Raw genomic sequence first — 24245 nt, 5'->3', positions numbered from 1 at the left:
AATCATTCGTTCCGGTTTGGTGCGGGGCTTTTTAGCATGAGCTCATCCATCGCTCTCAGTCAAGCATCAACATGCAAATTCAATCCACATCCCGCCGCACACTCAACGCACTGGCTGCGGCGACCCTCGTTGCTGTTGTCAGCGTGGCCTCCCTGGTTCCTGCGGTCGCCCAGGCCAAGGAGGTCACGCTGCTCAACGTGTCGTATGACCCCACCCGCGAGCTCTATCAGGCATACAACGCCGCCTTCGCCAGGTATTGGAAGGACCGGACCGGAGACGACGTGGTCGTGAAGGCCTCGCATGGTGGCTCGGGCAAACAGGCCCGCTCGGTGATCGACGGGCTGGAGGCCGATGTCGTCACGCTGGCCCTGGCTTATGACATTGACGCCATCGCCGCCAAGGGACTGCTGGCACAGGACTGGCAAACGAAGTTCAAGCACAACAGCGCGCCCTACACCTCCACCATCGTTTTCCTGGTTCGCAAAGGCAACCCCAAGGCCATCAAGACCTGGGACGACTTGGTCAAGCCCGGCAATGCCGTGATCACGGCCAACCCCAAGACCTCTGGAGGCGCGCGCTGGGCCTATCTGGCCGCCTATGGCTATGCCCTCAAGAGGCACAACGGTGACGACGCCAAGGCCCGCGCCTTCATCAAGACGCTGTTCGAACACGTGCCCGTGCTGGACTCGGGCGCCCGTGGCTCCACCGTGACCTTCGCGGAACGCGGCCAAGGCGACGTGCTGCTGGCCTGGGAAAACGAAGCCCACCTGGCCCTGGCCGAGTTTGGTCGAGACAAGTTCGACATCGTCTACCCCGCCGTGAGCATCTTTGCCGAGCCCCCTGTAGCCTTGGTGGACAAGGTGGTGGACAAGCGCGGCACACGTGAGGTGGCCAGGGCCTACCTGGAGTACCTGTATTCCGTCGAAGGCCAGGACATCGCCGGCAAGAACTTCTACCGCCCCACTGACCCCAAGGCCGCAGCCAAGTACGCCAGGCAGTTCCCCACGATCAGCCTGTTCACGATCGACGAGCTCTTCGGCGGCTGGGCCAAGGCCCAGAAGACCCACTTCAGTGACGGCGGCGTGTTCGACCAGATCTACCTGAAGAAGTAGTCATTCGCTTTCTGGCCGTGCTCATGGCGTTCAGCTTCGCCTTGTGTGCCTGCCACTGGCCGTTGCCCTTGAGCTCCAGCACCTGCTTGTGGAACTTCAGGATCGTCGAGCGATGCCCAACGCTGACGAGGGTGGTGTTGATGCCCATCAGCTGCTGGTACAAGCTGCCACGTCCAGCGCGCTGGTGGTCATATCCAGCCCACCAAACCGATCAGCCAGGTCGGGCAGCCTCACGCATGCCAGCAAGTCCAGCGATCGTGCGTCCGCCAGGCGCCAGTACCGCTGCAACAGGTGGCGGTTGACAGAAGTATGTGCAGCAAAGACGCCGAAATGAGAAACGCCGGCAAGCGTGAACTTGCCGGCGTTTACTTATTTGCTGGGGTGGCTAATGGGATGCTGAATGCCTCAGACAAATTCCATATAAATCAACCACTTACAGAACACCTCCAAGCTCAACAATACATAGCTGGGGTTCGTAGCTGAATGCTATCACCACCAGACTAAGAGCGCGGCGGTGGTTCAAGCTACGCGTGTTCAAGCTGCACTGACAGCGGCCATTGTGAAGTACCCGCTGAAGCGTCTCGAGACGGGAACCAAAGGAGAATTGAAAAGGCCCAGCAGTAGCACGGGGTTGTTCGCAACGCGAAATCCAGACTACATTGCTTTTCGCCCGAAACGCTTTGGCCGTTGACACCGAACTTCAAGCAGACTTCGAGTGAGCATTTTGGGTGGTCGCAGTTATCTTTAACATTCATACTTAAAGGTATAAATATGTGCGGAGATTCTGACAATCAGATTCGCTGGGCTCTTAATGAGTTAGCAAAAGTAAAGCGAGAGGGGGCTCGCGATGGGGTCACACTTTGCAGGCAGACTATCAGAACTGCTTATGCAACGAGAATTATTTCCCAAAGGCAATGCGGGGCACTAGCTCAAAGCATGGTACGCAAAGTACTTCTTGGATTTGATGCGCTCGCGGCCGAGCTTCAAAATCCCTATGCAAGCTCCCCTTCAAGCTGGGGGCAAACGCAGCAAAAGCAAGAAAAGAAAAAAGCAGCCGCCCCACGACCCGGTTGGAACGAAACTCTGTTCGGCGGCGGGTATGTAAAATTCAAACACAAGAATTTAAACCCTTACAAAGCACTCATTGGAATGACGGCAGCCGCCTTCGAAGCCGTAGGATGGGAAACATATAGCTTATTAATATCAAGCTCAGGCAATCTTGTAATTAAGTATTTGGCACCAGAGAAATCGATGGTTATATATCAATCCAAAGCGGAGCTAGAAGATCTTGATAGATGGCTTATTCAAAATAAATTTAGAGTAACCGTAATTGATCCTGGTCCATCCGACAAATGATACGTTATGCGAGCATCCCTAGTAATTGAACCGCCAGAGCTGGACGCGGGGTATTGAGGAGATGCAGGCATTGTGATTCATTGAGGCCCCACCTAAGAGGGTTTCGGGGAGCAGCATTCGGCGATACAGTCCCGCGAAACAAAGCATAGGGAGCGCCGCTTGAATGAATCAACAGGTATCGATCTTGACCCTCAGCACCGCAGGCCCCTTGAATTCGTTGAAATCATCTTGGCCCCAGGTGGCCCCTGGTTCAAGGCCGAAGATGTCTGCAAGGCCATTGGCATCCCCTTGTCTAGTGCTGACTGGATGCCGCCTGAGTGGGCTTCCAAGGTGACCGGGGAAGATGGCCGCAAGACCCGTGCAGTCAATGCCCTGGGCCTTCTTGCACTGAGCTTGAAGGCAGAGAGTGAAAGCACTGCGCCGCCGCTGGAAAGCGTGCGCCTTCTGTACCCGCAATATGAAGGCATCCCAAAGCTAGAGAGCCACCAGATTCGCGCAGCGCGGGCGCTCATGGAGGCCTTGGCCAACGCCTACCCACAGAAGCCGAGAGTGTCTCGAAAGAAGACACAGCAAATTTCCGAGGGGTGTCCTAATCAGCCCTGATTGTTGTTTTCCCCCCTCTAACCTGTCGCTTCTGTGCATGCGCTGGGTATAGTGATTGCTCATTCTGGCGTCAGGCACACACCGTCCCGCCGATGGCTCCGCATCGAAGTTTTGCGGGTGCGCTCAGGGCCACGCCCCACGGTTTCCACAGGTAAACAGTTGCCGTTTGTGGACCCTCACAGAGCAGTAGGACATTGACTGTTCCCGCGCTCGTTTCCTTGAAATCATGGCTTCCGCGTCACTTTTGACGCCTAACGAGAAGACCATGAAATCCACACTGTTCCGCCTGTTCCGCTTCGTTGTTGCCTACCTGTCGCGCATCGTCTGGGCCGTTATCTGGCCGGTGACCGCACCGATAGCAAAGCGGTCCCCTGTGGGCTTCAACCTGTTCTATTGCCTCTGGGGTGAACAGCCACTGTCTGCCTCTTGCATCCGCAAGGTGTCTTCTGGCTTCTTCAGCATTGAGGTCGCATCGTGGACCCTGGAGTTATATTGTCCCAAGAGCTGGGACGCACGGGTCACAAAGCTGCTGAAGCTGGAACCCGTGCCGCAGTGCTGAGAGGCCTGCCGACCACTCACACCATCACACTGGGGCCCTTCGCGGCCCCTTTTGCGTCCCGGCGGTCACTTGAGCTGGTAGACGACAAAAGCAACAAACGCATACGACGCGAAGCAGATTAGCGCCATGGCCCCTATGGGGTTGTCATTCAGGACCTTCAGGGTGGTGGGGAGTAACCCCGCGAGTGTCTCAATTACGGACATTAAATGCCTCTTCTTTTGTTTCGGAAGGCGCCAGACTGGAGGATCACAGTGACTTTGTGAATCCCCCTGTGACCTCCGAGCGACGGCCATCAACATCCAGTGCAGACGCAGCCCCAGCCAAGCAGACCGCAAAGGGGCTGGGTGGATGTTTCACCAAGAATTTCCGAGGGGGTATCTGATCAACGCCCAGCGCGGCTTCCCCCCGTGGCCCCCACCATTCTCCGCACCGTGCCGCCTGTGGTGCTGGGCACCCGTATGGGCCCTTTCTATCCATTGAACTAAGGAGGGGAACAAGCCCGACAGCCCTGCTGCGGAATGGACCAGCCTGAGCATGATCAGTTGCGTTTGTGAATGGCATAGGCCACAAGCGCAAAGGCAGACAGGCAGACCATCACAAGGCAGGCCATCGGGCTGTCTTGAAGGGCGCGAAGGATGGGAGGCAAGGCGGTAAGCAACTCTTTGACAGTGGGCATTGCAGTCTTCCAATGTTTGGCGTGAAGTCATGGCCGCAATGGTTCCTCGCCCAGTGCCCTGCGAACAGTTAAAGCGTTTTACAAATTGACGCCCAGGCCGTGGGGGCTCATCGCAAGCCATTCACGCTGCGCATCCTCCCAGAAGCAAGGCCGCCTGTCGTGGTGAAACGCTTCACCAGCAGAACCCCCAATAGGCTCAAAATTTGTACCTTGTGGACCATCCGCCACAGAGCCACCCCAGGCAGATCAAAAGGTAATTGACTTCACTTTTGATCCAGGCTCACAATGTACACATATCTTTTGAGCCAAACAGGAGCCGCCAGTGTCCCGCCTTGCCTACTTTCGGGTATCGACCACAGATCAGTCCATTGAGTCCCAGCGTGCAGCCATGGGCGGGGGCTTTGACAGGGAGTTCTCTGACGAAGGCGTGAGTGGAGCAACACCGGCCAAGGACCGCAAGGGCTTTGCCGCCCTGCTGGACTTCATCCGTGAGGGAGACACCCTCCACGTCTACGCGGTGGACCGCCTGGGGCGCGATGCCCTCGACGTGCAGGCCACGGTGCGCCAGCTCCTGACCAATGGCGTTGAGGTCCACGTGCATGGCCTGGGGGTCATCGCCAAGGGCGTGGGCGAATTGATCCTGGCCGTCCTGGCGCAGGTGGCAGACATGGAGCGTCAGCGCATCATTGAGCGCACCGCAGCAGGCAGACAGGCCGCCCGGGAGTCCCTGGAGCGCACCGGGAAGACACACAAGGGCAAGGCCAGCATGGGCAGGCCACAGGCAGCAGACCCCAAGGAGGTCAAAGCGTGGAAGGCGTCCAGCGGGGCAAGCATCGCCAAGACAGCCGAGCAGTTCGGCCTGTCCACTTCAACGGTCAAGCGGTACTGCACATCACATTAAATGTGCATTAGGGCGACCTGCGATTATGCATGGGGTTCTATACAGTGCCAATGCTGCAATGCAATAGCCCCCATTCCACGGCCAAACACTACTGATAGTGCTTGAATCGTCCCCGGACACTAGATATAGTGCTCACTAGCACTCAGCAGTCGGGAGTGCCAAGGCGAGATTGGTGCCCCCCTGTTGACGCAGAGGAGCACCAAGGCAAGGCTTAAAGATTCCCGATAAGTCTGCCGGTCCTGCTACGAGCAGTGTTCTGAGGTTACGCCAAACGTTTGAGTTGGAGAACCCCCCAGATTCACAGTTTAGGGTTTCTCAACTCGGGGATTAGCTGCTTTCACAAAGGACATCCTATGGCAGCAAATCTCAAGCCCGGTCAAAACACCGGCAATGGCGGCGGCATCTTTCAAGAGGTAAAGCCTAACGGCGGCAAGGTCCCGAACTACTCGACGGTCCCCGACCACCGCCCAATGCCCCCAACCACGAAGCCGGGTAACACCTGGACTCCCGTGAAAACTACGCCGAATAGCAAACGCTAATTGGTGCGGTAGCTCACATGTTGAGCAGGGGCGGGCTTCGGTCCGCCTTTTTCGTTTCTAGGGCACATGAACCTGATTCCCGCCTCTTCCACTTCCCAGTCCACCACGATGTCCAGCAAGGAAATTGCCGAGCTGACCGGCTGGATGTGCGCCATGACAACGTGAAAGTGGCCATTGAGCGCCTTGCCCTCCGCAGCGTTGTGACACTCCCTTCATTGCAGGAAGTGGTCAACACAGGCCCTTGCCCCCGAACCATTCAGGTCTACCAACTGGACAAATGCTCCAGCCTCATCGTGGTGGACCAGCTCTCCCCTGAGTTCACCGCCCGTATGGTTGAGCCTGGAGCCGACATCCCGTGTAGATACTCGTTGGAATTCCTATGAGTTTCCGGGGGATGATGCCCGCATCCCACCCATTGGGGGCTCCTAGTTCCGTGGCACTGAACTACAGTCGGCGCCGTTAGTTACCTAGGTGGAACATGGACACAAATCAAGAAGAGGCCCGCCCTGAAATGGATGTGCCAAAGACTCCCGCATGGGTTCATGTGCAGTCAGATGGCTCCAGCCCGTGGTTCGATGCGGTAGATGTATGTGAGGCCATTGGCATCCCCCTGTACCGCATAAAGTATGTCCCCGAACGCGCACGGAGGAAGCAGGCGGCCACAGATGGCGGCAAGGTGGTCCACTTGGTCAACGCGGAGGGCCTTCTGTGCTTGCTTGCTGGGGCGACAAAAAACACTACAGAGCGTAGAGCCCCATCTATCCATTTTCGATGGGGCCACATCGATGGACAAGAGCCCCCAGATATGGTGGTGGACCGCATAGCGAATGGTGGCCGTGCAGCCATCACTGCAACGCTGCACGCCTACCCACAACGGCCAAGGAACAAGCGAAAGGTCCTTCCAGTCATTATTAGCGAGCACCGTTCGGAGGACTGAGGCGCCTTAGGTGTTGTATTCCGCCCTCACCCGGTGAAGGCATGCAAGCATCGCCGCCAGCGGGCCCTTATAGTGAAGGCTCATGATTTGGTCCGTTAACTCATTGCACGGTCCGTGCCCCCGCGAAGCCGCATACTTTCCCCTTGGCGATAGTTGCCAGATGGTTAGGCTTGTAGTGCAGTGGGCTATCCCCTTCCCCCTTCCGCCTGCCCTTGAGACCATCTCTTCACATCAATGTTGATGTGCATAGGGATGCTCCATGTCTTATTCAAAAATGCCCCGGGTGCTCCGGGTGCTCGCCTACTTCCTCAGAGTCACTTCGGGACTAGCTGGCGTTGCCTCTAGCCTGATAAGGCTGGTCTATGAAATAGCGGGGCCGGTGGCCGGCCCTGTTGTCTCCCGCCTTTGGACGCCAGAAGACTGGGCCGCCGAGTGGTCAGTGTCCTATTCAATACTACCTCGCAGTGGGCACAGGCCGTCAGGCCATCGTGACGCATACCGCCTGGGCTCAGACTTGTTTGTCTTTGAATGGGGCGGCTGGTCTATTGAGGTTGTATCCGGCCCCAAGGTTGGAGCCCTCCTGTCCAGATGGGTGGCTAGTGTCTGATGCCCTATCGGCGAGTGCCCTGGTCACTTTCAAATCCCCCGAATTCCGGGGAATTGCGTCAGTACCCTGGAGTCCAGGGGACTACCCGGTCCAAATCACTGAAATCCAGGGATTTGGGCTCGGACCGCCCTCGTTACCCGCACCTACCCCGCTACTGGCCAAGCCCTGACATTCCGTGCTGACGGCTGGTTCAACATGACCGCCGCCGCGCAGGCCTTCGGTAGGCGCCTGGACAACTTCTGGATTCTCCCGACTACGGCTGAATACCTGGGAGCCCTCCGTGAATCCCTAAAAATTAGTGAATTGAGCACCACCAAGCGTGGGCACCACGGCGGGACCTGGGCGCACCCCAAGCTGGCCGTGTTCTTCGCCCGCTGGCTGGACGTGAAGTTCTCCGTCTGGTGTGACATGGTGATTGAGGAGCTGGTACGCGGGGCAACGCCTAGCTCGGACGCCTTCAAGGGCCCCTCTGCGCTGGGCCACAGTCAGCCGGGTTTCGCCGCAAAACATTGAAATTCAATGAATTGGCTAGAGCTGGTCAGGTCCTTATCCCAGAATTTCAGTGATAAGGGCAATCCCAATCTGGGGACTTCCACTGTTTGAACCCAGCCCCTCCCCGAAGCACGCTCACTTCCCCCGTAAGGCATCAGCCCCTTATCCGTGATTTTCACAGGTAAGCGGGTTGATGAGGTGCAAAGAGCAGCCCCACCACGGGCATCTAAACCCCGCCTCTAGCTCTCCTCCAGCCCATTCCCCAGGGCAGTGGAGGCCTTGAGCACACCTGCCTGCTTCGCCCAAATCGCTGCGCTCCGCCCCTATCCATCGAGGGCGGGGCTGCGGCATGGGCAAAAAACGGCCCCTAAACCCCGCCTCTAGCCCCCACCCATTCCCTCCCCAGGGTTCACACAGGCGGTGATGGGCATCCTATCCAACGACCAACGACCAACGAACATGAACGACACACAGAACCTCACGCCCCGCCCCCAGCTCCAGCCATCGCAACCGCCCATCAGGTCCCAGGTGGTGGCCAGGGTGAACGCCCACGACATCGCCCCCGAGGCAGTCAGCCCCGATGTGGCAGGCCTCCTCCATGGCCTCCAGGCGCTCAACCCTGAGCTTCAGAAGTACCTAACCGCCTCGCACAACGAAACTCGGGACGAGACATTCAAGCAGGCGGACGCCAAGGCATACAAGGAGGAACACCCCCGCGATGCACTGACAGGCGCCCCCGTTGCGGTCCCATCGGATGTGCCCCCGGCCTTTGGTGAGCTGTACCGTGAGCGGTTCAAGCACACACTGGCGCAGCGCTCCGCCCTCCAAGTGGCTGGTGATGTCACCGCCCAGTATGAGAACCAGAAGGACCTCCCTGACTTCAACGTGGAGACCTTCCTGGCGGACCAACGTCGCACGGCCCTGACTGGTCTTCAAGACCCCAGCCAAGTGGCCATCATGGGCGCACACTTGGATGAGGTGACCCAGCGCATCAAGGCCGCAGACACATCCAGGCTCGTGGCCCGCCATGAAAGCGAGCGCAAGCAGACCATGGCCGAGATTGCCAGCAATGGCATGTCACTGGACCAGTCCCCCGAGGAGCTGGCCAGTAAGGCCCACTGGATCATTGACCAAGGGGCAACCATTCAGGTCCACCCGGAGACCGCCACCAAGGCTGTCCTCCAGCGCATTGCGTCCATGAGTGAACAGGCCGGGGGTAAGCCTGAACTGTTCGATGTCTTTGATGCACCCAATGCGGACGGGCGCACCCTGCGCATCCTGGCCCCGGACCTGTCGGAAGCAATCGACGCCCACAAGCGCCACGCGGCCACCCAGCGTGACCAGCGCATGCACGAGGCCACCGAGGGCGACCGCTACACCACCCGGGTGAAGCTGGACAAGCTGGTGGATGAGAACCCCGCAGCCGTCACCGAGGACTACATCCGCGACTACGTGGGGAAGAACTCTCTGTCCGCCGAGCAGGGGGCCGCCTACGTGAACCAAGCGCGGGACCGCATGGCCAAGAAGGCGCTGGAGAACGAAGCCCTGAGTGCCTACGATGCGGGCATGCTGGGCCGCTATGAGCCCGACATCCAGAAGAAGGTCATGGAAGCCAAGCTGGGGCCCGCTGCCACGGCTGCATGGCGTGTCTTCGCTGACGGTGCCAACGTGCCCGAGGCCGAGCGCCAGAGCACCATCCAGGCCCTCTCCGAGCAGATCATCCAGGCGCACTCCAAGTCCCGGGCGTCCATCCCCATGGAAGCCTTGACCCGCTTGGTGGGCACCTCGGTTACCTCCATGCCTGACCAGCAGGGCCCCTCCTCGGGGTTCCTGGCCTCGGCTGCCCTGTACCGCGCCCTGTCGGGGTCACCCCAGTACCGTGACCTGTACTTCAAGGGTGAGGCCGATGACATCCTGAGGGTCTACAACACCCAGGCGTATGACTTCGGGCGGGACTCCAAGACGGCCTACGAGAACGCCTACATGGCCAACTCACCGGAAGCCAAGGCCAGCGCAGTGAAGCGCCAGAGTGACCCTGCCTTCCTCAAGGAGGTGGAGGAGACAGCCAAGAAGAGTGTCACAGGGTCCGCCATGTTCCGCCTCTGGGGTGGCGCCCTGGGCATGAATGGCCGCCCCAAGAATGACTTGGAGGTGGGCGACTGGACGGCTCAGAAGGTCCGAGAATTCTGGAAGGCCAACCCCCAGTACAGCAAGGACGAAGTGATGGCCAAGGTGGAAAGCATGGCCCGGGATAACTGGGTCATGGATGCAACCACCCGGCGTGCCGTGCGTGTCCCCTCGGGGCAAGGCTCTGAGCGTGCTGGTGATGCCTTCTCGGACCTCACACAGTCCTACTCCGCCCAGCTGGAGAAGGCTGGGGAATTCCCCTCGGGGTCCTACATCCGGTATCAGCCCGTAGGGGACACCGGGGTGTATGCAGTGAAGGTGGTTAACGGGGTCAGTGAGAAGACCAAGGATCACATCTCCTTCGCCGACATCATGCGTAGGTATGACGTGAAGACAAACCTACAGCCTGCGGAAGCCCAGCAGCTCTATCAGGTTGTGAAGGACATTCGGGCCGGCAAGGATGTCTCCATGATTGACCCGGTGCTCCTCGCTAAGGGCAAATCCACGGGCTACCTCACGTCCACCGATGTGGGCCTCCTCGATGTCCAGCAACACAAGGCCACCATGGCCAAGCTCACGGGCGGGCCCGCAGTTGACCTGGGCAAGCCCACAGGGGACAACACCCTGGAGGTGAGCCGAGGCAGTGTGCGGGTGGACCCCAAGCTGACCGCAAGGACGGCGCTGGGCCTTGCCTTCGGGGATGACTCGGGCAGCGTGCCCAGCGCTGACCATGTGAAGCTGGCGGCCTCCCTGGCCACAGTCCGTGAAGGTGTGGTGCTGTCTGCGTACAGTGACCCTGCCCGGGGTGCGGGCCTGAACATCGGCGCAGGCTACAACCTCAAGGGCAACGCCTCGACCACTGCCGCCGACCTCCAGGCCGTGGGTGTCCCGCCCAACCGCATTGAAGACATCAAGGCGGGGAAAGCTGCACTCACACCCGAGCAGGCCAAATGGCTGACCCAGCTAACCATGCGACGCGTGGACGAGCGGGTCAAGAAGGTGGCCGAGGGTGTGAAGCCTGGACTGTGGGCATCCCTGAGCGCACCGCAGAAGGCAGTGATGCTAGATGTGGCCTACCAAACCGGGGATGCCGGCCAATACCGCAAGGCATGGGCTGCCCTGGCCAAGGGTGACACGCAGGCCTTCCGGTCTGAGCTGCGCACCTACTACACCAACCAGCAGGGCCAGCGCACCGAGGACACCCGCGCCTTGGACCTGCGCGCCTCGCTCCTCCAAGGTCTCCCCGCCTGGAAGGCCCGCCTCTCGGTGGCCTCTCAGTGACGGGATGGGCACGGGCATCCGCCTGTGTCTCCCCTTTCCCCTCCCCTTTCCTCCAACTCAACACGACCAACGAAGCCATGAGCAACGACCAACAAAGCCCCAGCGAACAACCGCAAGACGCCGCAGACTCGCAAACCATGCGGGACATCCTGCGGGATGAGCTGGAGAACCCCTGGGGCTTTCCTCCCCTCCCCAGCGCCCCTGCAAAGGACCTGCCCAGTGTGTGATCCAGTAACCGCAACCATGGCGGGCCTGTCCATCATGGCCACCCTCCAGGCACACAAGGAAGGCGTTAAGGCCGCCGAGAACCAAAGCGAGGCCCTATCTAAGGCCGAGGACATGCGGCAGGCGGACCTCTCCAGGCAGATGGAGCAGCAGAACGCCGCAGCAGCCGATGAGATGCACGCGGCCCACAAGGCAGCCTTGGCCGACATGGCAACCCTGGACACCATCTCAGGTGAATACGGGGGTGGCAACACCGTGAGCCGTGGTCGCTCCGTCCAGCAACTCCAGCAGGATGAGAACCTCGCCACTGTGAACGCCAACAACCGTAACGCCATGGCCGAGATTGGTCAGGCGTCCATCGCCAGCCGACAAAACGCGCTGTCCCAAATCAAGGCTATCACGGCGCCATCCAAAGTGGGCACCATGCTCCAGATTGGCACCCAGGCGATGGGGGCCTACAACCAGTCCCAGCAGCAATCCAAGCTGGACAAGATGGCCTCCCAAGGCAAGGCCTAGCCGGCACCTGATCCCACCCGAAGCGCAGCACTGTGCCCCATCTCACCGGGGTGCAGTGCTTTGGTGCGCCTGTATGGCCACCCGCCTCACTCAAAGAACCACAAATCATGAACCACCAACACGCAGAGCCCGCAGTGATGCGGACCATCCCCATCCCAATGAGTGCCTTCAATCATGTGAAGGACACCCAACGCAAGCAAGAGGCGGCCACTGGGGTCCGTCCGTCCCTGAATGAGACCTTTGCCCTCTTGATCCTCGACCACCAACGCCTGACCGCAATCAACGAACAACGCAACCATGTCCCACCCATCCGCCAGAGCCACCCGTAAGCCCTCCGCCCTCATGGGCTGGCACCAGACCTATCCAACCCAAGAGCAGACCTACAGCCACAATCTGAACGCCCGCCAGATTGCCCTTCGGCACATCCTCCGTACCCACTACTGGATGACCGACTGCAAGCCCATAAGCGCCGCACAGGTGGAACGTTCACGGGCTCAACTGGCCCGCATGGCCCAACAGGACACCATGACCGATGCAGAGATTCGGGATGTGGTCAGCCCTGACTTTGGGTTTGAACCAGAGTGCGACTGCTGGACCATCCCGGACCTACTGGAACAACACGCAGCCGCGCTGGACAGCATCGAGAAGAAGTCAGCAGCAGGTAAGGCAAGCGCACGGGCGAGGAGCAGCGCCCCTCCGGCTGCGACACCCACCCTACCCCCGGCTCAACCAACAGCAGGCGCCTATGAAGAATTCTGATCAACAGCGCATGAACACAGCAGCAACACCTGTTCAACAAGTGTTCAACGCGTGTTCGTTCCTGTTCAGTAAGATAAGAATAGAGAAGATGAGCGAAGCGAAGACAACCCAAGATGACCTTGGTGGACCTAAAGCTCACGACCATGGAACGGCTTCGCCTGCTGACCATGGAATAGGGTTCCCTGATTGGGTACTACATCCTTGGTCAATCCTGATTGGGATGGTCATGTGCAGTCACCTTCCTTGGTGGCTGCCTCTGACACCGAAAGGTCATCCATGAATGAACCCAGTTACCTGGGCAGCTTCATGGGCCGCCTTTCGTCCACAGAGGAGTTCACTCCGCCCATCACCCGTGACCAAGCCAAGGCGCAGAGGTTGAAGGTCTTCCAATCCAAGTACTACTGCCGCAGGTCTTCAAAGCATGGGGCGCTCAGGCTGACCTCGTCCAACAAGTGCGCCAAGTGTGCCGAGCTGGAGCGCAGCATCGAGAAGGACCTACGGGCCAAGGTCATGGACAAGCTGATGGACGAGGCCACCCGGCTGGTCCTCAAGCAATCCAGGGCCATCCTGGCCAATGCCCGCAAGGAAGCCGAAGACATCATCAAGGCAGCCCAGCGGGAGGCCATGGACAAGGCCAAGATGCTGGAGAAGGCCAAGGCCACCAGAGAGGCAAACAAGGCACGGGCACAGGCAGGCGGGGAAGATGTGGTCACACAGCCCGAAGGGCCACAGGCCATTGAGCCACCACCATGGGATGAGCCCTCGCCAGTGGCTCAGGAAGGAACCCAGCCGGCCTCACAGGGCGACGACTTGTTAGACGAGGGTGACTGGTGCCCGGCAGACGATGAGGGCTTAGATCCGCCCTGGTAGGTTGATGGTGGGCCCCTGAGTGGGCCTGCCTGTTACCTCAAGCGTGCACCCGTGCGCGCATCTGTCTTTCTTTAACTTTCGTCGTGAGCCCCGCGCGCGCGCCGATATGTTCGCCTCAGAAATGGACCGGCACACAGGGACAACAAGCAGCCGAGGGGAAGCCCAAGCTCCCACGCATAGGCGTGTAGGGTGTCCGCCTCCAATTGCGCCTTAAGCTCCCACGTCATCATGTTGTACTCAAACGGGTCGTTGGGCGGGTCTCCGCCGTATATCCCGGAATTTCGATATCTTGCGAATTGAGCGCAAGCGTCCGAGCGGGCGTTGCTCATCCCAACAGGCTCCGCCTCCCCAACTCTGACGCTCCGCCAAGGCACGCACAGGGGCGCCTGCATTTGCTCAATCACCATGAGCCTGAAGGGCTCACTTAGTACGACCAGCCGCTCCTCGCTGGGTGGATTCGCCATCAACTGCCCGGCGAGCACCCCCGCGACCATCAGCCCAATTGACAGGATGCCCGCTCTCCCCATTCCCAACATTCTTTCCCCCTTCACATCGAGTAATGCGTCGAAGTATGTCGGGGGCACCCCTGCGGAAACGTTGGGATGGCCTGACAGTTTGCTGAAAGAGCACAGTTAAGCGCCCTCGCAACGGATACCCCATGTCTCAACGACAAGGAGCAATCTATGCGCACATGGGCTCATACCTCTTTGACTGTCCGCCTGCAAGCAAACGCGGCGGAGTCCATCACGCGCGAAATGGCGGGCCAATAGCGGTGCAACTGAGAATCACGCCATCAAACGACGGGACAGAACACCGGACATAACTTGGTATTTCGGACCAAAGCCTACACTGCACCACATTAGGGGCATGAAGGTTACACGCGATTAGCACTCGTCACAACAGAGTGCTAACAAGCCCCTTCAGGCAACCAACTGTATGCATTCACAGTGCCCGTGAACGTTGCATAATGCGCCTCAGAAACGAAAACGCCGAGGGAATTGCGGTCCCCCGGCGAGTTCTACCCCAGTCGTATACCGCCAGGGGTGCTTGAGTTCAGATACTCAGTGCAGTTTTAATGGTATCGGATTTCTGGTTTCAAGGCGGTGTCTTTTTGCAATGCCTACTTGGCAGAAAGCCTTTCCAGAATCATGAGCGACAACTTAAACCTGAAGCGTCCTCAAGACGCAAGCCAGATCAGCCTTACTGAACCTTGGGAAGTCCGCTATTGGACTCAGACCCTTGGGGTGACTGAACAGAAACTGAAGGACGCTGTCCGTACGGTTGGCCACTCTGCGGCCGCAGTACGCAGACACTTGGGCAAATAAGCCCGCTACATTCAGGGCGCTTTCGGGCGCCCTTTTTGCTCCCAAGCGCCCACACTTCGGTAGCAGCGCATCCATGACATAGCTATTCCCAGGACTTCGAGTGCTACTCCTCACCGTGCATCGTGACGGGCGCTCAGCTTGGTTTTTTTGCTGAAGGCTCCTCGATGATCTTGCTACCACTCGGCATGATGATGGCCTGCGTATGAGCCTCCTGCGTAGACACCAAATGCTCCGCGCGACTGACCCGCACGCCAGCCCTCAGTGCCAGAAATGCATAGGGGCTGAAGAATGCTAGCGTGACGAGGAATAGTCCTACTGAAGTATTCCCGCCGCGCGCGAAGAAACTGGAGAAGATGAACGGAGACCCAGCAGCGAACACGCTCACCCCATACCAAAATATGTACCAACTCTTAAGCAGCTTCCTGTACCCCGGATTTTTATAGCGATCCTTGAAGTTGACTTGAAGATTGCCGACGCCCTCTAGGTGCTGCAAATACTTCTTACCAAAGACATAGTCCTTGATTGCTTGTGGAGCACCCTTGAGTGTCAGCAGGTATTGGATTTCGCTCGGGTTGATGTCGGCCGTGCCCGCAATCGCCTGAAGACCCTTTGTTCTCAAGAAGGGATGCATGGCCTTATCTTCCTTGAAGTCGGCGAAAAACTCCCGCGCGAACTTATATTCTTCGCGTAGGCGCCCCCTTCGCAACTGAGACAAGTCCATGGCGGTTTTGAATGCGCCCGAGCCGGCGGCGACCATGCCAATAAAAATCCCCGCCGCCTTAATCAAAACCTCAAAGTCCATTCCCCACCCCAAAAAAAAAAATCGGCCTGCGCGCTGCATACAGCTCTAGTCACCGCCGCTTGCGTGCGGATCAACGGCGAATACAACCTGCCTTAGCACCGCCAGCTTATCCTTGAGTGGCACCTCGTCCATCACGTAGCTCTCCCTGAGGACCCGCGACAGGTTCTCCTCTACGTGCCCCGTGATGGGCTGAAAGCGCAGCCCCAAGCGGGCAGCCTCGGTTATGAAGGTCTTCTTCAAGGCGTAGATGCCTGTCACCATGGCCTTGGGGGTCTCATCGCGGAGTCCCAGCTCCTCAAGGAAGTCAGAGAACCAGTCACCGGCCCGCGCATACGGGTTGCCCTTGTGAACGGCGAAGCCTGGGAACAACCTTCGGGCTCCTTGCTTCCTGACCTTATTGACGTACACAAGGAACCCAAGGCGCACCAACTCCGGGTGAATGGGGATGTGTCGCTCCTCCCCTGTCTTCACTGTCTTGACCACATCCGCGTCCGCTGCTGTCTTCGCTGAGATGAGGAAGAACGGGATGTCATCCTCCACCCCGTAGTCCACTTGAGGATTGATCTGGCAAAGCTCACGAGGCCGCGCACCGCTATACAGAGCAAGAAGCGGGAGCCAGTATTTATGGGCGGTATCGGGCGATGAGGCCAGCTCCGCATACTCCTTTGAACCAAAGAGGCGCACCAGCTCTTGAGGCTTCAGGTTGCGCTGTTGAACCTCGTTCTCTTCCCGTGTGCCCTTGTAGTTTGCAAACTTAACACTCAGCCCCTGCGGGAACCCCTGGTCTTGGAACTCATGCTTGGCACGCTCCAAGAAGGCACCCATAGCGGCCTTGTAGGTGGTCTTGAAGGTCGTAGGGGACATGCACTTCGCGTGCTCTTGCTCCAGCATCGAAGCCACAGAGACGCCCTGCTTCTTCAACGTGTACCAATCCGCAGGCAACTTGCAAATGTCGGCCATGAAGCCAGTGATCTGTGATTGCCGGATGGTCTGCACCTCGGTGGTATCGCCTAGCAGTTCAAGCATGAGGCCAGTGACAGAACCTATCTTGCGCCTGTAGTCGTTCTCAGGATACGAGGCCAGCACAGACTTGACCACCGCGCCCAGAGTTAGCGCAGTGGACGCCTTAGGCGCCGCTTGCGTGGGCTCCACAACGGCAACAGGGAGGACCACTGGCGTGTCCACGACCATGCCCCTGTCACGCTGCGCAAGGCCTTCCAGGGCATCCAAGTAGGCACGCTGACATTCATCCCTGAGCGCCTTAGCATCAGGCTTGGTCCAGCCATCTTGGCCCAAGTTCACCCCTAGGGCCTTGGCTACACTGTCAGCTACCAGAAGGTACGGGCCAAATGATCCGCGGGCCATGGCCGCCCTAGCCTGTGCCGCCGCCCCCTCGTGCCGCTGTTGAAGCAACGGCAAGAGTTCATACAGAGCGACCTCTGGGCGGCCCGCCTGGACGTACATGGAGACCTCAGACTGTCCAGCGCTCGTAAGCCACCGAGGAACCATGCGGGGCCTGTAGGGCTTGGGGTTCGGCTCAGTCTGGACTGTGGTTTCCTCCTCCTCAGAGCGAGGCCCGGCCACACGGGGGACACCGTGCTCCATCTCATAGGCCAGCTTGAGGGCTTCTTCCTGATTGCTCCACCAGCTCGCAAGGGACGATGCAAGGCGCACAGGATCAGACCTAAGCTGTTCGTCCTCAGAAAGAACAAGCGCCCTCACCTTCTGTGCAATGGCATCACGCAATGGGGCAGTGATATCAGCGGGGCTAGTGACCTTCAGCGAAGCCCGCAGGGTTGCCCAATGGGCCTCCAGTTCGGCCAGCTTTGCCGCCGCCCTTGCGTTAGCTTCGCGCAGGTCCGCTGTGCCAAGAGAGCCACGGAAGGCCCACTGCTCATCAGCAATCGCCGGGTGATGCCTCAAGGTATCGGGGTTGCGCTTCCAGTATTGCCAGTTCGTTGACTGGGGGACGCGTCTCACACCGGGGAACGGTTTCACTTCGGGGGCTTCCTTGCTCATCCCGAACTCCCAACACTACATAGCAACAATACACAGTGCAAAGCAAAAACCCCCTAGGAGAACCAGTCTACTAGAGGGTTTGAGGTGTTTTGGGGTGGCTAATGGGACTCGAACCCACGACAACCAGAATCACAATCTGGGACTCTACCAACTGAGCTATAGCCACCGCTGAAAGACTACGATTATAGCGCGATTTTTCAGTGCTTTCACGAAGCTGACGCAGATTTTTGCGGTTCAGCCGCTTTTTCCATCACCTTCTTGCCGTCGTTGACGAACTCCACCTTGTACTGGCGCTTGAGCGCGCGGTAGTAGGCCTCGGCTTCGGCCTTGCCCCAGTAGTTGCCAAACTGGGATTCGGTTTCGTTGAGCTCCTGCTCGGAGATCTGGATCGGCAAGACCTTGTTCACCTTGATCAAGGCAGTGCCTTCGGCACCCAGGTCCACCACAGCCCAGGCGGGCAATTGCTTTTCCGGGATACGCAAGGCGGCATCCAGCACCTGAGGCGGCTGAGCAAAGACCAGCTTGCGAGACATCTGAACCGATGCAGGCAGTTGCGCCTTGTCAGGCGACTGCTTCCACAACGCCATCTTCGCTTCGGCATCCTTGCGGGCAGCCTTCAGTGCCTCTGCGGCAACCCAGCGCTCGCGCACCTTGTCTGCCACGGCTTCAAACGGCTGGCGGCTGGCCGGGCTGTACTTGACGATGCGGGCCGACACCAGCTTGTTGCCACCCACCTCGATGGCCTCGGTGTTGCGGCCCTTGGCGCGGTTGACCGGGTCGAACAAGGCGTCCAGCAAACGGCGGTTGGACAGCACGCCCTGGTCTTTCGCACCAGGCTCATGCAGCACGTCGGTGGCTGTCTGGATGGTCAGCTTGAGTTCATCCGCAACAGGCTTGAGGCTGTCGGACTGCTCGTACACGCCATTGGTGAACTTCTCGGCTGCACCGGCATATTCACGCAGCGCCAGTTGCTTGCGAGCGTCGTCTTCCAGCTGACCACGCACAGCCTCGAAAGGCTGAGGCTGGCCACCGCGCACGGCGGTCAACAGGATGATGTGGTAGCCGAAGTCACTCTCAACCACGCCGCTGAGCTGGCCTGGCTTGAGTGCAAAAGCAGCATCCTCGAAAGGCTTGACCATCGCGCCGCGGCCAAAGAAGTCCAGGTCACCGCCATTCGACGCAGAGCCGGGGTCATCAGAGTTCTTCTTGGCCAGTTCGGCAAACAACGAAGGGTTCTTTTGCAGCTGGGCCAGCAGCTGCTCGGCCTTGGCCTTGGCGGCCTTCTTCTGCTCGGCGGACGCGCTCTTCTCGGCCTTGATCAGGATGTGGCTGGCGCGGCGCTCTTCGGCAGCGGTGAAGCGGCCCTTGTTCTCCTCGTAGGAGCGGCGCAGGTCGTCTTCATTGACCGTGACACGCTTCTTCAAGGTGTCCAGATCCAGCACCACGTACTGCACATCGGCCTTTTCGGGCGCCGTGAGCCAGCTGGCGTTGGCGGGGTCCTTGTAGTAGGCCTGCAGTTGCTCGGGCGTGGGGTTGAGCTGCGCAGCGTACTGCTTGGGCTCCAGCTTCAACCACTGCACATCACGCACCTGGAACAAGGCGTCGACCGCCTGGCGGTTGGCCAGCTTGGACGTCTGACCGGTCATGGCCACGCCAGCCAGCACCTGGCCAACGGTCAGCTCCTGGCGCAGCAAGGCCTCGAACTGGGCAGGCGTCATGCCGCGTGCTTCCAGCACCTGCTTGTTGAGCGAGCCATCGGCGTTGCGCAGCGCCGCGAACTGGGGGTCCGACGAGAACACGCGAACCAGGCGGGCCGTGGGCGGGTTCAGGTTCTGGTCATGCGCCGCTGCGGCCAGTACATATTGGCGCACCAGTTGTTCGAGCGACTGCTTTTTGAACTCGGGCGAATCGAACACCTTCGCGTCGATATCGGGCTGCTGGGCGCGGAAACGCTCGGCCGCATTGCGGTTGGCGTTGTCCCACTCGGCCTGCGTGATCTTCTGGGAAGCCACCTTGGCCACCGCACCCTCGTCGCTGGCAAAGCGCGAATACCCCTGGATGCCGAACACCACGAACGACGGCAGGATGAGCAGAACCAGCAGGAACTGGAGGATGCGGGTGTGTTTGCGAACGAAATCAAACATGTCGATGAACCAACTGTTGCGGGCCGTCTTCAGGGCCTTCTGTGGCTTGGATCTGCGGCCGCAAGCATGCTGGCCTCAGACAACACAAAGGCGAACCGTGGTTCGCCTTTTTATTTGCTATCGGTGGTGGGTGCCGAGGGGCTCGAAACCCCTACCTACGCCTTGTAAGGAAGTAGCTAACCTTATTAATCAATAGGTTACAGAACCCACCAACCGAAGCTGCCAACCGATAGCGGTAGACGCCCGCGGATATTACCTTGATTTCGACGCCAATGACGCAGGGACGCAACAGGAATGCCCTGGCGCTCAGGCGTCGAAAGGAACGAAATCCTTGTGGCTCACAGACACCTCTCGAGAAGGCTTGCGGGTGACACTCGGTCTGGGCTTGGCCGGCACAGGCACGGCCTTGACCATGCTCGAGCTGGCTCGGGCATGCGAGCGCGACGTGGATGGCGTCCCCGTGTTGAAGAAGGTCATCAACTCCTGCAACTGATCTGCCTGGCCACTCATCTCTTCAGCCGTGGCGGCCAACTCCTCGGAAGCCGCAGAGTTTTCCTGCGTCAGCTGGGACAGCTGGGTGATGGCCGTGTTGATCTGGCCGATGCCCGAAGACTGCTCATTGGACGCCGAGGCGATTTCCTGCACCAGGTCGGAAGCCTTGGAGATGGACGGGACGATCGTGTCGAGCAAGGCACCGGCCCGCTCTGCCAGGGCCACGCTGTTCTTGGCCACCTCGCCGATTTCCTGTGCGGCCTCCTGGCTGCGCTCGGCCAGCTTTCGCACCTCGTCCGCCACCACGGCAAAGCCCTTGCCATGCTCGCCCGCACGGGCGGCTTCGATCGCGGCGTTCAGCGCCAGCAGATTGGTCTGATAGGCGATGTCGTCCACGATGCCGATCTTGTCGGCGATGGTCTTCATGGCCAGCACGGTGTCACGCACGGCCTGACCACCTTCGGAGGCTTCTTTGGCGGCCCTGCTGGACATGCCTTCGGTCACCCGGGCATTGTCAGCGTTCTGCTGAACCGAGGCGGACATCTGCTCGATCGACGCCGAGGTTTCTTCCACGCTCGAAGCCTGCTCGCTGGCGCCCTGGCTCAACGATTGAGCGGTCGAACTCACTTGCTCCGCTGCGCTGGACAAGCTGTTGGCACTGTCATTGACGCTGCCCACCACTTCCGCCAACTTGGAAACCGTGCTGTTGACGCTCTCGCACAGCGCCTTGAGCTGCCCCTGGAAGTGGGTGCTGGCAACCTGCGTCAGATCTCCGTTCTCAAGCGCTTTCAACACGCGAGCCGTTTCGTTGACAGGCTCGATCACCGCATCCAGCGTCGCGTTGATGCCCTCGACAATACGACGGAAGTCGCCGTAGTGAGCCGAAGCGTCGGAGCGGGTGTCCAGCAAGCCTGCGCGAGCCGCTTCAACCAGCTTGGCCGTGTCCGTGATCAGGGCCTTCAGGTTGGATCGAACCTGCTCGATTGTCTCGTTGATGAAGGCTTTCTTGCCCGGGAAGGCGTCCAGCGGCGCCTCGAAGTTGCCCCGGCCGAACTCGGCAATGCAGGCCATGGCCTTCTTCTTCACCGCGATGTGGCCGGTCACCATGTCGTTGATGCCCTGCGCCATGGCGCGGAAGTCGCCCTCGAACTGATCCGCATTGATGACCACGTCGATGTCGCCACGATCGTGTTCGCTCGACATGCGGTTCATCTCCTCGATCAGGCCCTTGAGGTTGTGACGAACCTTCTCGATGGTTTCGTTGATGAAGGCCTTCTTGCCCGGGAAGGTATCCAGCGGTGCGTTGAAGTTGCCCCGGCCGAACTCGGCAATGCAGGCCATGGCCTTCTTCTTGACGGCAATGTGCCCGCCGACCATCTGGTTGATGCCTTGCGCCATGGAGCGGAAGTCGCCCTCAAACTGGTCGACGTCGATGACCACGTCGATGTCACCTCGGTCGTGCTCGCTCGACATGCGGTTCATCTCGGCGATCAGCGTCAACAACTTTTGCTGCAGCGAGCGCACATCGGATTGAAGCGAGCCCAAACTGCCAGCCAGCGTGTCGCCGGTCTCGACAGACAGTTTGCCCTTGGCCAGCTCACGCACCTCGTCGCCGATCTGCCGGATGCCCAGGTCGGACGCGTGCAGCAATCCATTGACCTGCTTGACCAGAACTTCAAAGAAGGCCGGCGCGTCCTCGATGGCCTGCAGGCGGTGAGAGAAGTCCCCCTTCGTGGCGGCATCCAGCGCTGCGGCGATGGCTTGCTCGCTCAAGACCTCGGCCGTCTGGTCGGCCCACTCCACACAGGTGCCCAGCCGCTTGCCGTCGCCACCAAAGACCGGCGTTGCCGTGAGCGCAAAGTGACGCTCCCCCATGCGCAGCTTGGCGCGATGCGCAGCGCGCAAATCAGCCAGGAGCATGCGCTGGTGTGCGGGATTCTTGTGGAAGATGTCGATGGACGAACCCACGACCTCGCGCACATTGAATTGCGGCAGGTCTTTGCGAATGTCGCTTTCTGCGCGCGCCAGCATGTTCAGCACGGCGCGGTTGGCGAAGGTGATGGTGCCGGACTCGTCGGCGATCATGACATTGACGGTGACCCCTTCCAGCGCCGAGCTGTAACGCGTGCTGACCGCGGCCAGCGCCTCTTGTTGCCGCTGTGCCTGCAAGCTGTCCCGCCACAGCCAGAACCCGGCGCCAGCCATCAACATCATGGGCAACACCACGAACATGGTGCCGGCCCCCAGCAGCATGCCCGCCAGCGCGAACAAGGGGAGTGCAACCACGATCGACACAGCGATCAACCGGTTACGTAAATTCAGGTTTAAAGACATATGGGCTACCTAAAGTCCTACGGTTAACACGTTGTGGGCAAGGTAGTCGGAACGCAGTCAGATGAAGCGATGCACGCGGCCCGCAACAAACCTGATCGGCCTCATGCAGCAAAAGCCACCTCAAACCACAAAACGAGGAATCTGCTTCTGGATATCGGAGCACGTTGCCCAAGCTGAAGTCGCAGCGCTGGCCTGAGGCAAATATGTGACAGCGTGTTGCGAATTAGTGCTCGAATTGACTCAATTCACCAAGACATTCGAGGTTTGCGCCGAGTGCCCGAGTGCAATACGTAGGGCAAAAACAAAAAACCACCTGCGTTGCGCCAGGTGGTTGATGTGTGTTGCTTGATCAGGCTTGCCGGTGGTGGGTGCTGAGGGGCTCGAACCCCCGACCTACGCCTTGTAAGGGCGCCGCTCTACCAACTGAGCTAAGCACCCGACAGACTAATTGGGGCCGTATTCTAGCCTCAGTTCACCGCGTCTTTCAGCGCCTTGCCCGGACGGAATTTGGGCACCTTGGCCTTCTTGATCTTGATGGCGTCGCCGGTACGGGGGTTGCGCCCTGTGCGTGCAGCACGGGTGCTGACGGCAAAGGTGCCGAACCCAACGAGCGACACGGTGCCGCCCTTCTTCAGTGTGGTACGCACACCACCAATGACAGCTTCCAGGGCGCGACCGGCTGCGGCCTTGGAAATATCAGCTTGCTGGGCGATGTGCTCGATCAACTCGGACTTGTTCACGAAAAATCCCCTCAAAAGATGCCACGAAACGAGTTCCAAAAAATCTGGCGTGCTTGCAGCGCTGAGCCGACAGGGGACCGCACCGTAAGGACTGCTCGACCCGGCTGAGGACCGGAAAATTCATTCTATGCCCATTCAACATGCGGCCGAACAGGCGCAAGACGCGGATATGCACGCTTGACAGCGCGTGGGCAATGAGGGGTAGGAAGCCCGTGTTGGCAGCGGCGATTTGCCCGCCGCGCGTTCAACGCGCCTTGGCGCGGATGTCGGGCAAGGACTTCTGGAGGTAATACGCCATGGACCAGATGGTCAGGCCACAGGCCACATAAATGAGCCAGGTGCCCCACTGGCGTGTGTGGATCACGCCCGCGATGTCGCCGTCGTAGAGCAGCAACATGATGGCGGCCATCTGAGAGGCCGTCTTGAGCTTGCCCAGCATGTGGACGGCCACGCTGCGTGAGGCGCCGATTTGCGCCATCCATTCACGCAGGGCCGAGATCGCGATCTCCCGCCCGATGATGATGAGTGCCACCAAGGCCGTGACGCGCTCCAGTTGCAGCAGGATCAGCAAGGATGCACAGACCAGGAACTTGTCCGCCACCGGATCCAGGAAGGCCCCGAAGGCCGACGTCTGGTTCAGGCGCCGTGCCAGCCAGCCGTCCGCCCAGTCGGTCAGGGCCACGACCACGAACAGCACGCAGGCCAGCAGGTTGATCTTGGCCATGGGCCAAGGCAGGTAGAAAACACCCACGATCAGCGGAATCGCGACGATCCGCGCCCAGGTGAGCAAGGTGGGCAAGGTCCAGAACATGGCTGCATTGTGCCCCCG

General features: G+C 59.5%; 20 protein-coding genes and 2 tRNA genes. 13 read left to right on the top strand and 9 right to left on the bottom strand.

Translation table 11 applies throughout. The features are described from left to right. The first annotated feature begins 71 nt into the window (after nucleotides 1-71). Nucleotides 72-1112 (top strand): sulfate ABC transporter substrate-binding protein, encoded by a 1041-nt coding sequence (locus tag JY96_RS20975; RefSeq protein ID WP_081961527.1) that lies wholly within the window; start codon nucleotides 72-74, stop codon nucleotides 1110-1112. Here the strand turns inward: JY96_RS20975 and JY96_RS23395 are convergent. Continuing rightward, a complete protein-coding gene (locus JY96_RS23395; protein ID WP_152606609.1) occupies nucleotides 1069-1275 on the bottom strand; it encodes a hypothetical protein in 207 nt (68 codons plus the stop codon). The two genes, JY96_RS20975 and JY96_RS23395, sit on opposite strands and share 44 nt — an antisense overlap. 608 nt (nucleotides 1276-1883) lie before the next feature. On the opposite strand from JY96_RS23395, the gene JY96_RS23390 reads away from it, so the two are divergent. From JY96_RS23390 to JY96_RS23005, 12 genes are all read left to right on the top strand, one after another. Beyond that, complete coding sequence (locus tag JY96_RS23390) at nucleotides 1884-2468, top strand: hypothetical protein (protein ID WP_152606608.1); 585 nt, start codon at nucleotides 1884-1886, stop codon at nucleotides 2466-2468. A 159-nt stretch (nucleotides 2469-2627) separates the two neighbouring features. Then, entirely contained in the window at nucleotides 2628-3071 is a 444-nt protein-coding gene (locus JY96_RS20970) for a hypothetical protein (protein ID WP_152606607.1), read from the top strand. Between the two features lie 265 nt (nucleotides 3072-3336). After that, complete coding sequence (locus JY96_RS20965) at nucleotides 3337-3630, top strand: hypothetical protein (RefSeq protein WP_035040444.1); 294 nt, start codon at nucleotides 3337-3339, stop codon at nucleotides 3628-3630. 998 nt (nucleotides 3631-4628) lie between these two features. Further along, nucleotides 4629-5207: a recombinase family protein gene (locus tag JY96_RS20960; protein ID WP_035040442.1), complete on the top strand. Its 579-nt coding sequence runs from the start codon at nucleotides 4629-4631 to the stop codon at nucleotides 5205-5207. Nucleotides 5208-7401: 2194 nt separating this feature from the next. Continuing rightward, complete coding sequence (locus JY96_RS20950; protein ID WP_369796203.1) at nucleotides 7402-7803, top strand: KilA-N domain-containing protein; 402 nt, start codon at nucleotides 7402-7404, stop codon at nucleotides 7801-7803. Between the two features lie 438 nt (nucleotides 7804-8241). Further along, entirely contained in the window at nucleotides 8242-11190 is a 2949-nt protein-coding gene (locus JY96_RS20945) for a hypothetical protein (RefSeq protein WP_035040438.1), read from the top strand. Between the two features lie 77 nt (nucleotides 11191-11267). Continuing rightward, the gene (locus tag JY96_RS23660) at nucleotides 11268-11417 is read left to right on the top strand and encodes a hypothetical protein (protein ID WP_161784380.1); all 150 of its coding nucleotides are present in this window, start codon (nucleotides 11268-11270) and stop codon (nucleotides 11415-11417) included. Nucleotides 11418-11451: 34 nt separating this feature from the next. Beyond that, complete coding sequence (locus tag JY96_RS20940; RefSeq protein ID WP_152606606.1) at nucleotides 11452-11931, top strand: hypothetical protein; 480 nt, start codon at nucleotides 11452-11454, stop codon at nucleotides 11929-11931. 297 nt (nucleotides 11932-12228) lie between these two features. Continuing rightward, nucleotides 12229-12690, top strand: coding sequence for a hypothetical protein (locus tag JY96_RS20930; RefSeq protein ID WP_152606605.1), 462 nt, complete (start codon nucleotides 12229-12231; stop codon nucleotides 12688-12690). Then, complete coding sequence (locus JY96_RS23385) at nucleotides 12677-12970, top strand: hypothetical protein (protein ID WP_152606604.1); 294 nt, start codon at nucleotides 12677-12679, stop codon at nucleotides 12968-12970. Before JY96_RS20930 ends, JY96_RS23385 begins: the two co-directional genes overlap by 14 nt. After that, nucleotides 12967-13560 carry an ATP synthase F0 subunit B gene (locus tag JY96_RS20925; protein WP_035040429.1) on the top strand — a complete coding sequence of 198 codons (594 nt, stop codon included), beginning with the start codon at nucleotides 12967-12969 and terminating at the stop codon, nucleotides 13558-13560. The genes JY96_RS23385 and JY96_RS20925 overlap by 4 nt, the downstream gene beginning before the upstream one ends. A 1148-nt stretch (nucleotides 13561-14708) precedes the next feature. After that, nucleotides 14709-14885, top strand: a complete 177-nt coding sequence (locus tag JY96_RS23005; RefSeq protein WP_081961523.1) for a DUF3606 domain-containing protein — start codon at nucleotides 14709-14711, stop codon at nucleotides 14883-14885. A gap of 133 nt (nucleotides 14886-15018) precedes the next feature. Here the strand turns inward: JY96_RS23005 and JY96_RS20915 are convergent, their stop codons facing one another. From JY96_RS20915 to pgsA, 8 genes are all read right to left on the bottom strand, one after another. Further along, entirely contained in the window at nucleotides 15019-15687 is a 669-nt protein-coding gene (locus JY96_RS20915) for a hypothetical protein (RefSeq protein ID WP_152606603.1), read from the bottom strand. A 45-nt stretch (nucleotides 15688-15732) separates the two neighbouring features. Then, nucleotides 15733-17706 (bottom strand): DUF6538 domain-containing protein, encoded by a 1974-nt coding sequence (locus tag JY96_RS22625; protein WP_052162834.1) that lies wholly within the window; start codon nucleotides 17704-17706, stop codon nucleotides 15733-15735. A gap of 90 nt (nucleotides 17707-17796) precedes the next feature. After that, a tRNA-His gene (locus JY96_RS20905) sits at nucleotides 17797-17872 on the bottom strand. 40 nt (nucleotides 17873-17912) lie between these two features. After that, a complete protein-coding gene (locus tag JY96_RS20900) occupies nucleotides 17913-19850 on the bottom strand; it encodes a SurA N-terminal domain-containing protein (RefSeq protein ID WP_035040421.1) in 1938 nt (645 codons plus the stop codon). A gap of 306 nt (nucleotides 19851-20156) precedes the next feature. After that, a complete protein-coding gene (locus JY96_RS20895) occupies nucleotides 20157-22628 on the bottom strand; it encodes a methyl-accepting chemotaxis protein (RefSeq protein WP_161784379.1) in 2472 nt (823 codons plus the stop codon). 410 nt (nucleotides 22629-23038) lie between these two features. After that, a tRNA-Val gene (locus JY96_RS20890) sits at nucleotides 23039-23114 on the bottom strand. Between the two features lie 29 nt (nucleotides 23115-23143). Next, entirely contained in the window at nucleotides 23144-23416 is a 273-nt protein-coding gene (locus JY96_RS20885) for an HU family DNA-binding protein (protein WP_035040417.1), read from the bottom strand. A gap of 244 nt (nucleotides 23417-23660) precedes the next feature. Beyond that, entirely contained in the window at nucleotides 23661-24227 is a 567-nt protein-coding gene (gene pgsA / locus JY96_RS20880) for a CDP-diacylglycerol--glycerol-3-phosphate 3-phosphatidyltransferase (protein WP_035040413.1), read from the bottom strand. Between the last annotated feature and the right edge of the window lie 18 nt (nucleotides 24228-24245).

Origin of the sequence: Aquabacterium sp. NJ1, assembly GCF_000768065.1 — a bacterium.
Classification (GTDB): Bacteria; Pseudomonadota; Gammaproteobacteria; order Burkholderiales; family Burkholderiaceae_C; genus Aquabacterium.
This window is presented reverse-complemented; position numbering and strand designations above follow the sequence as displayed.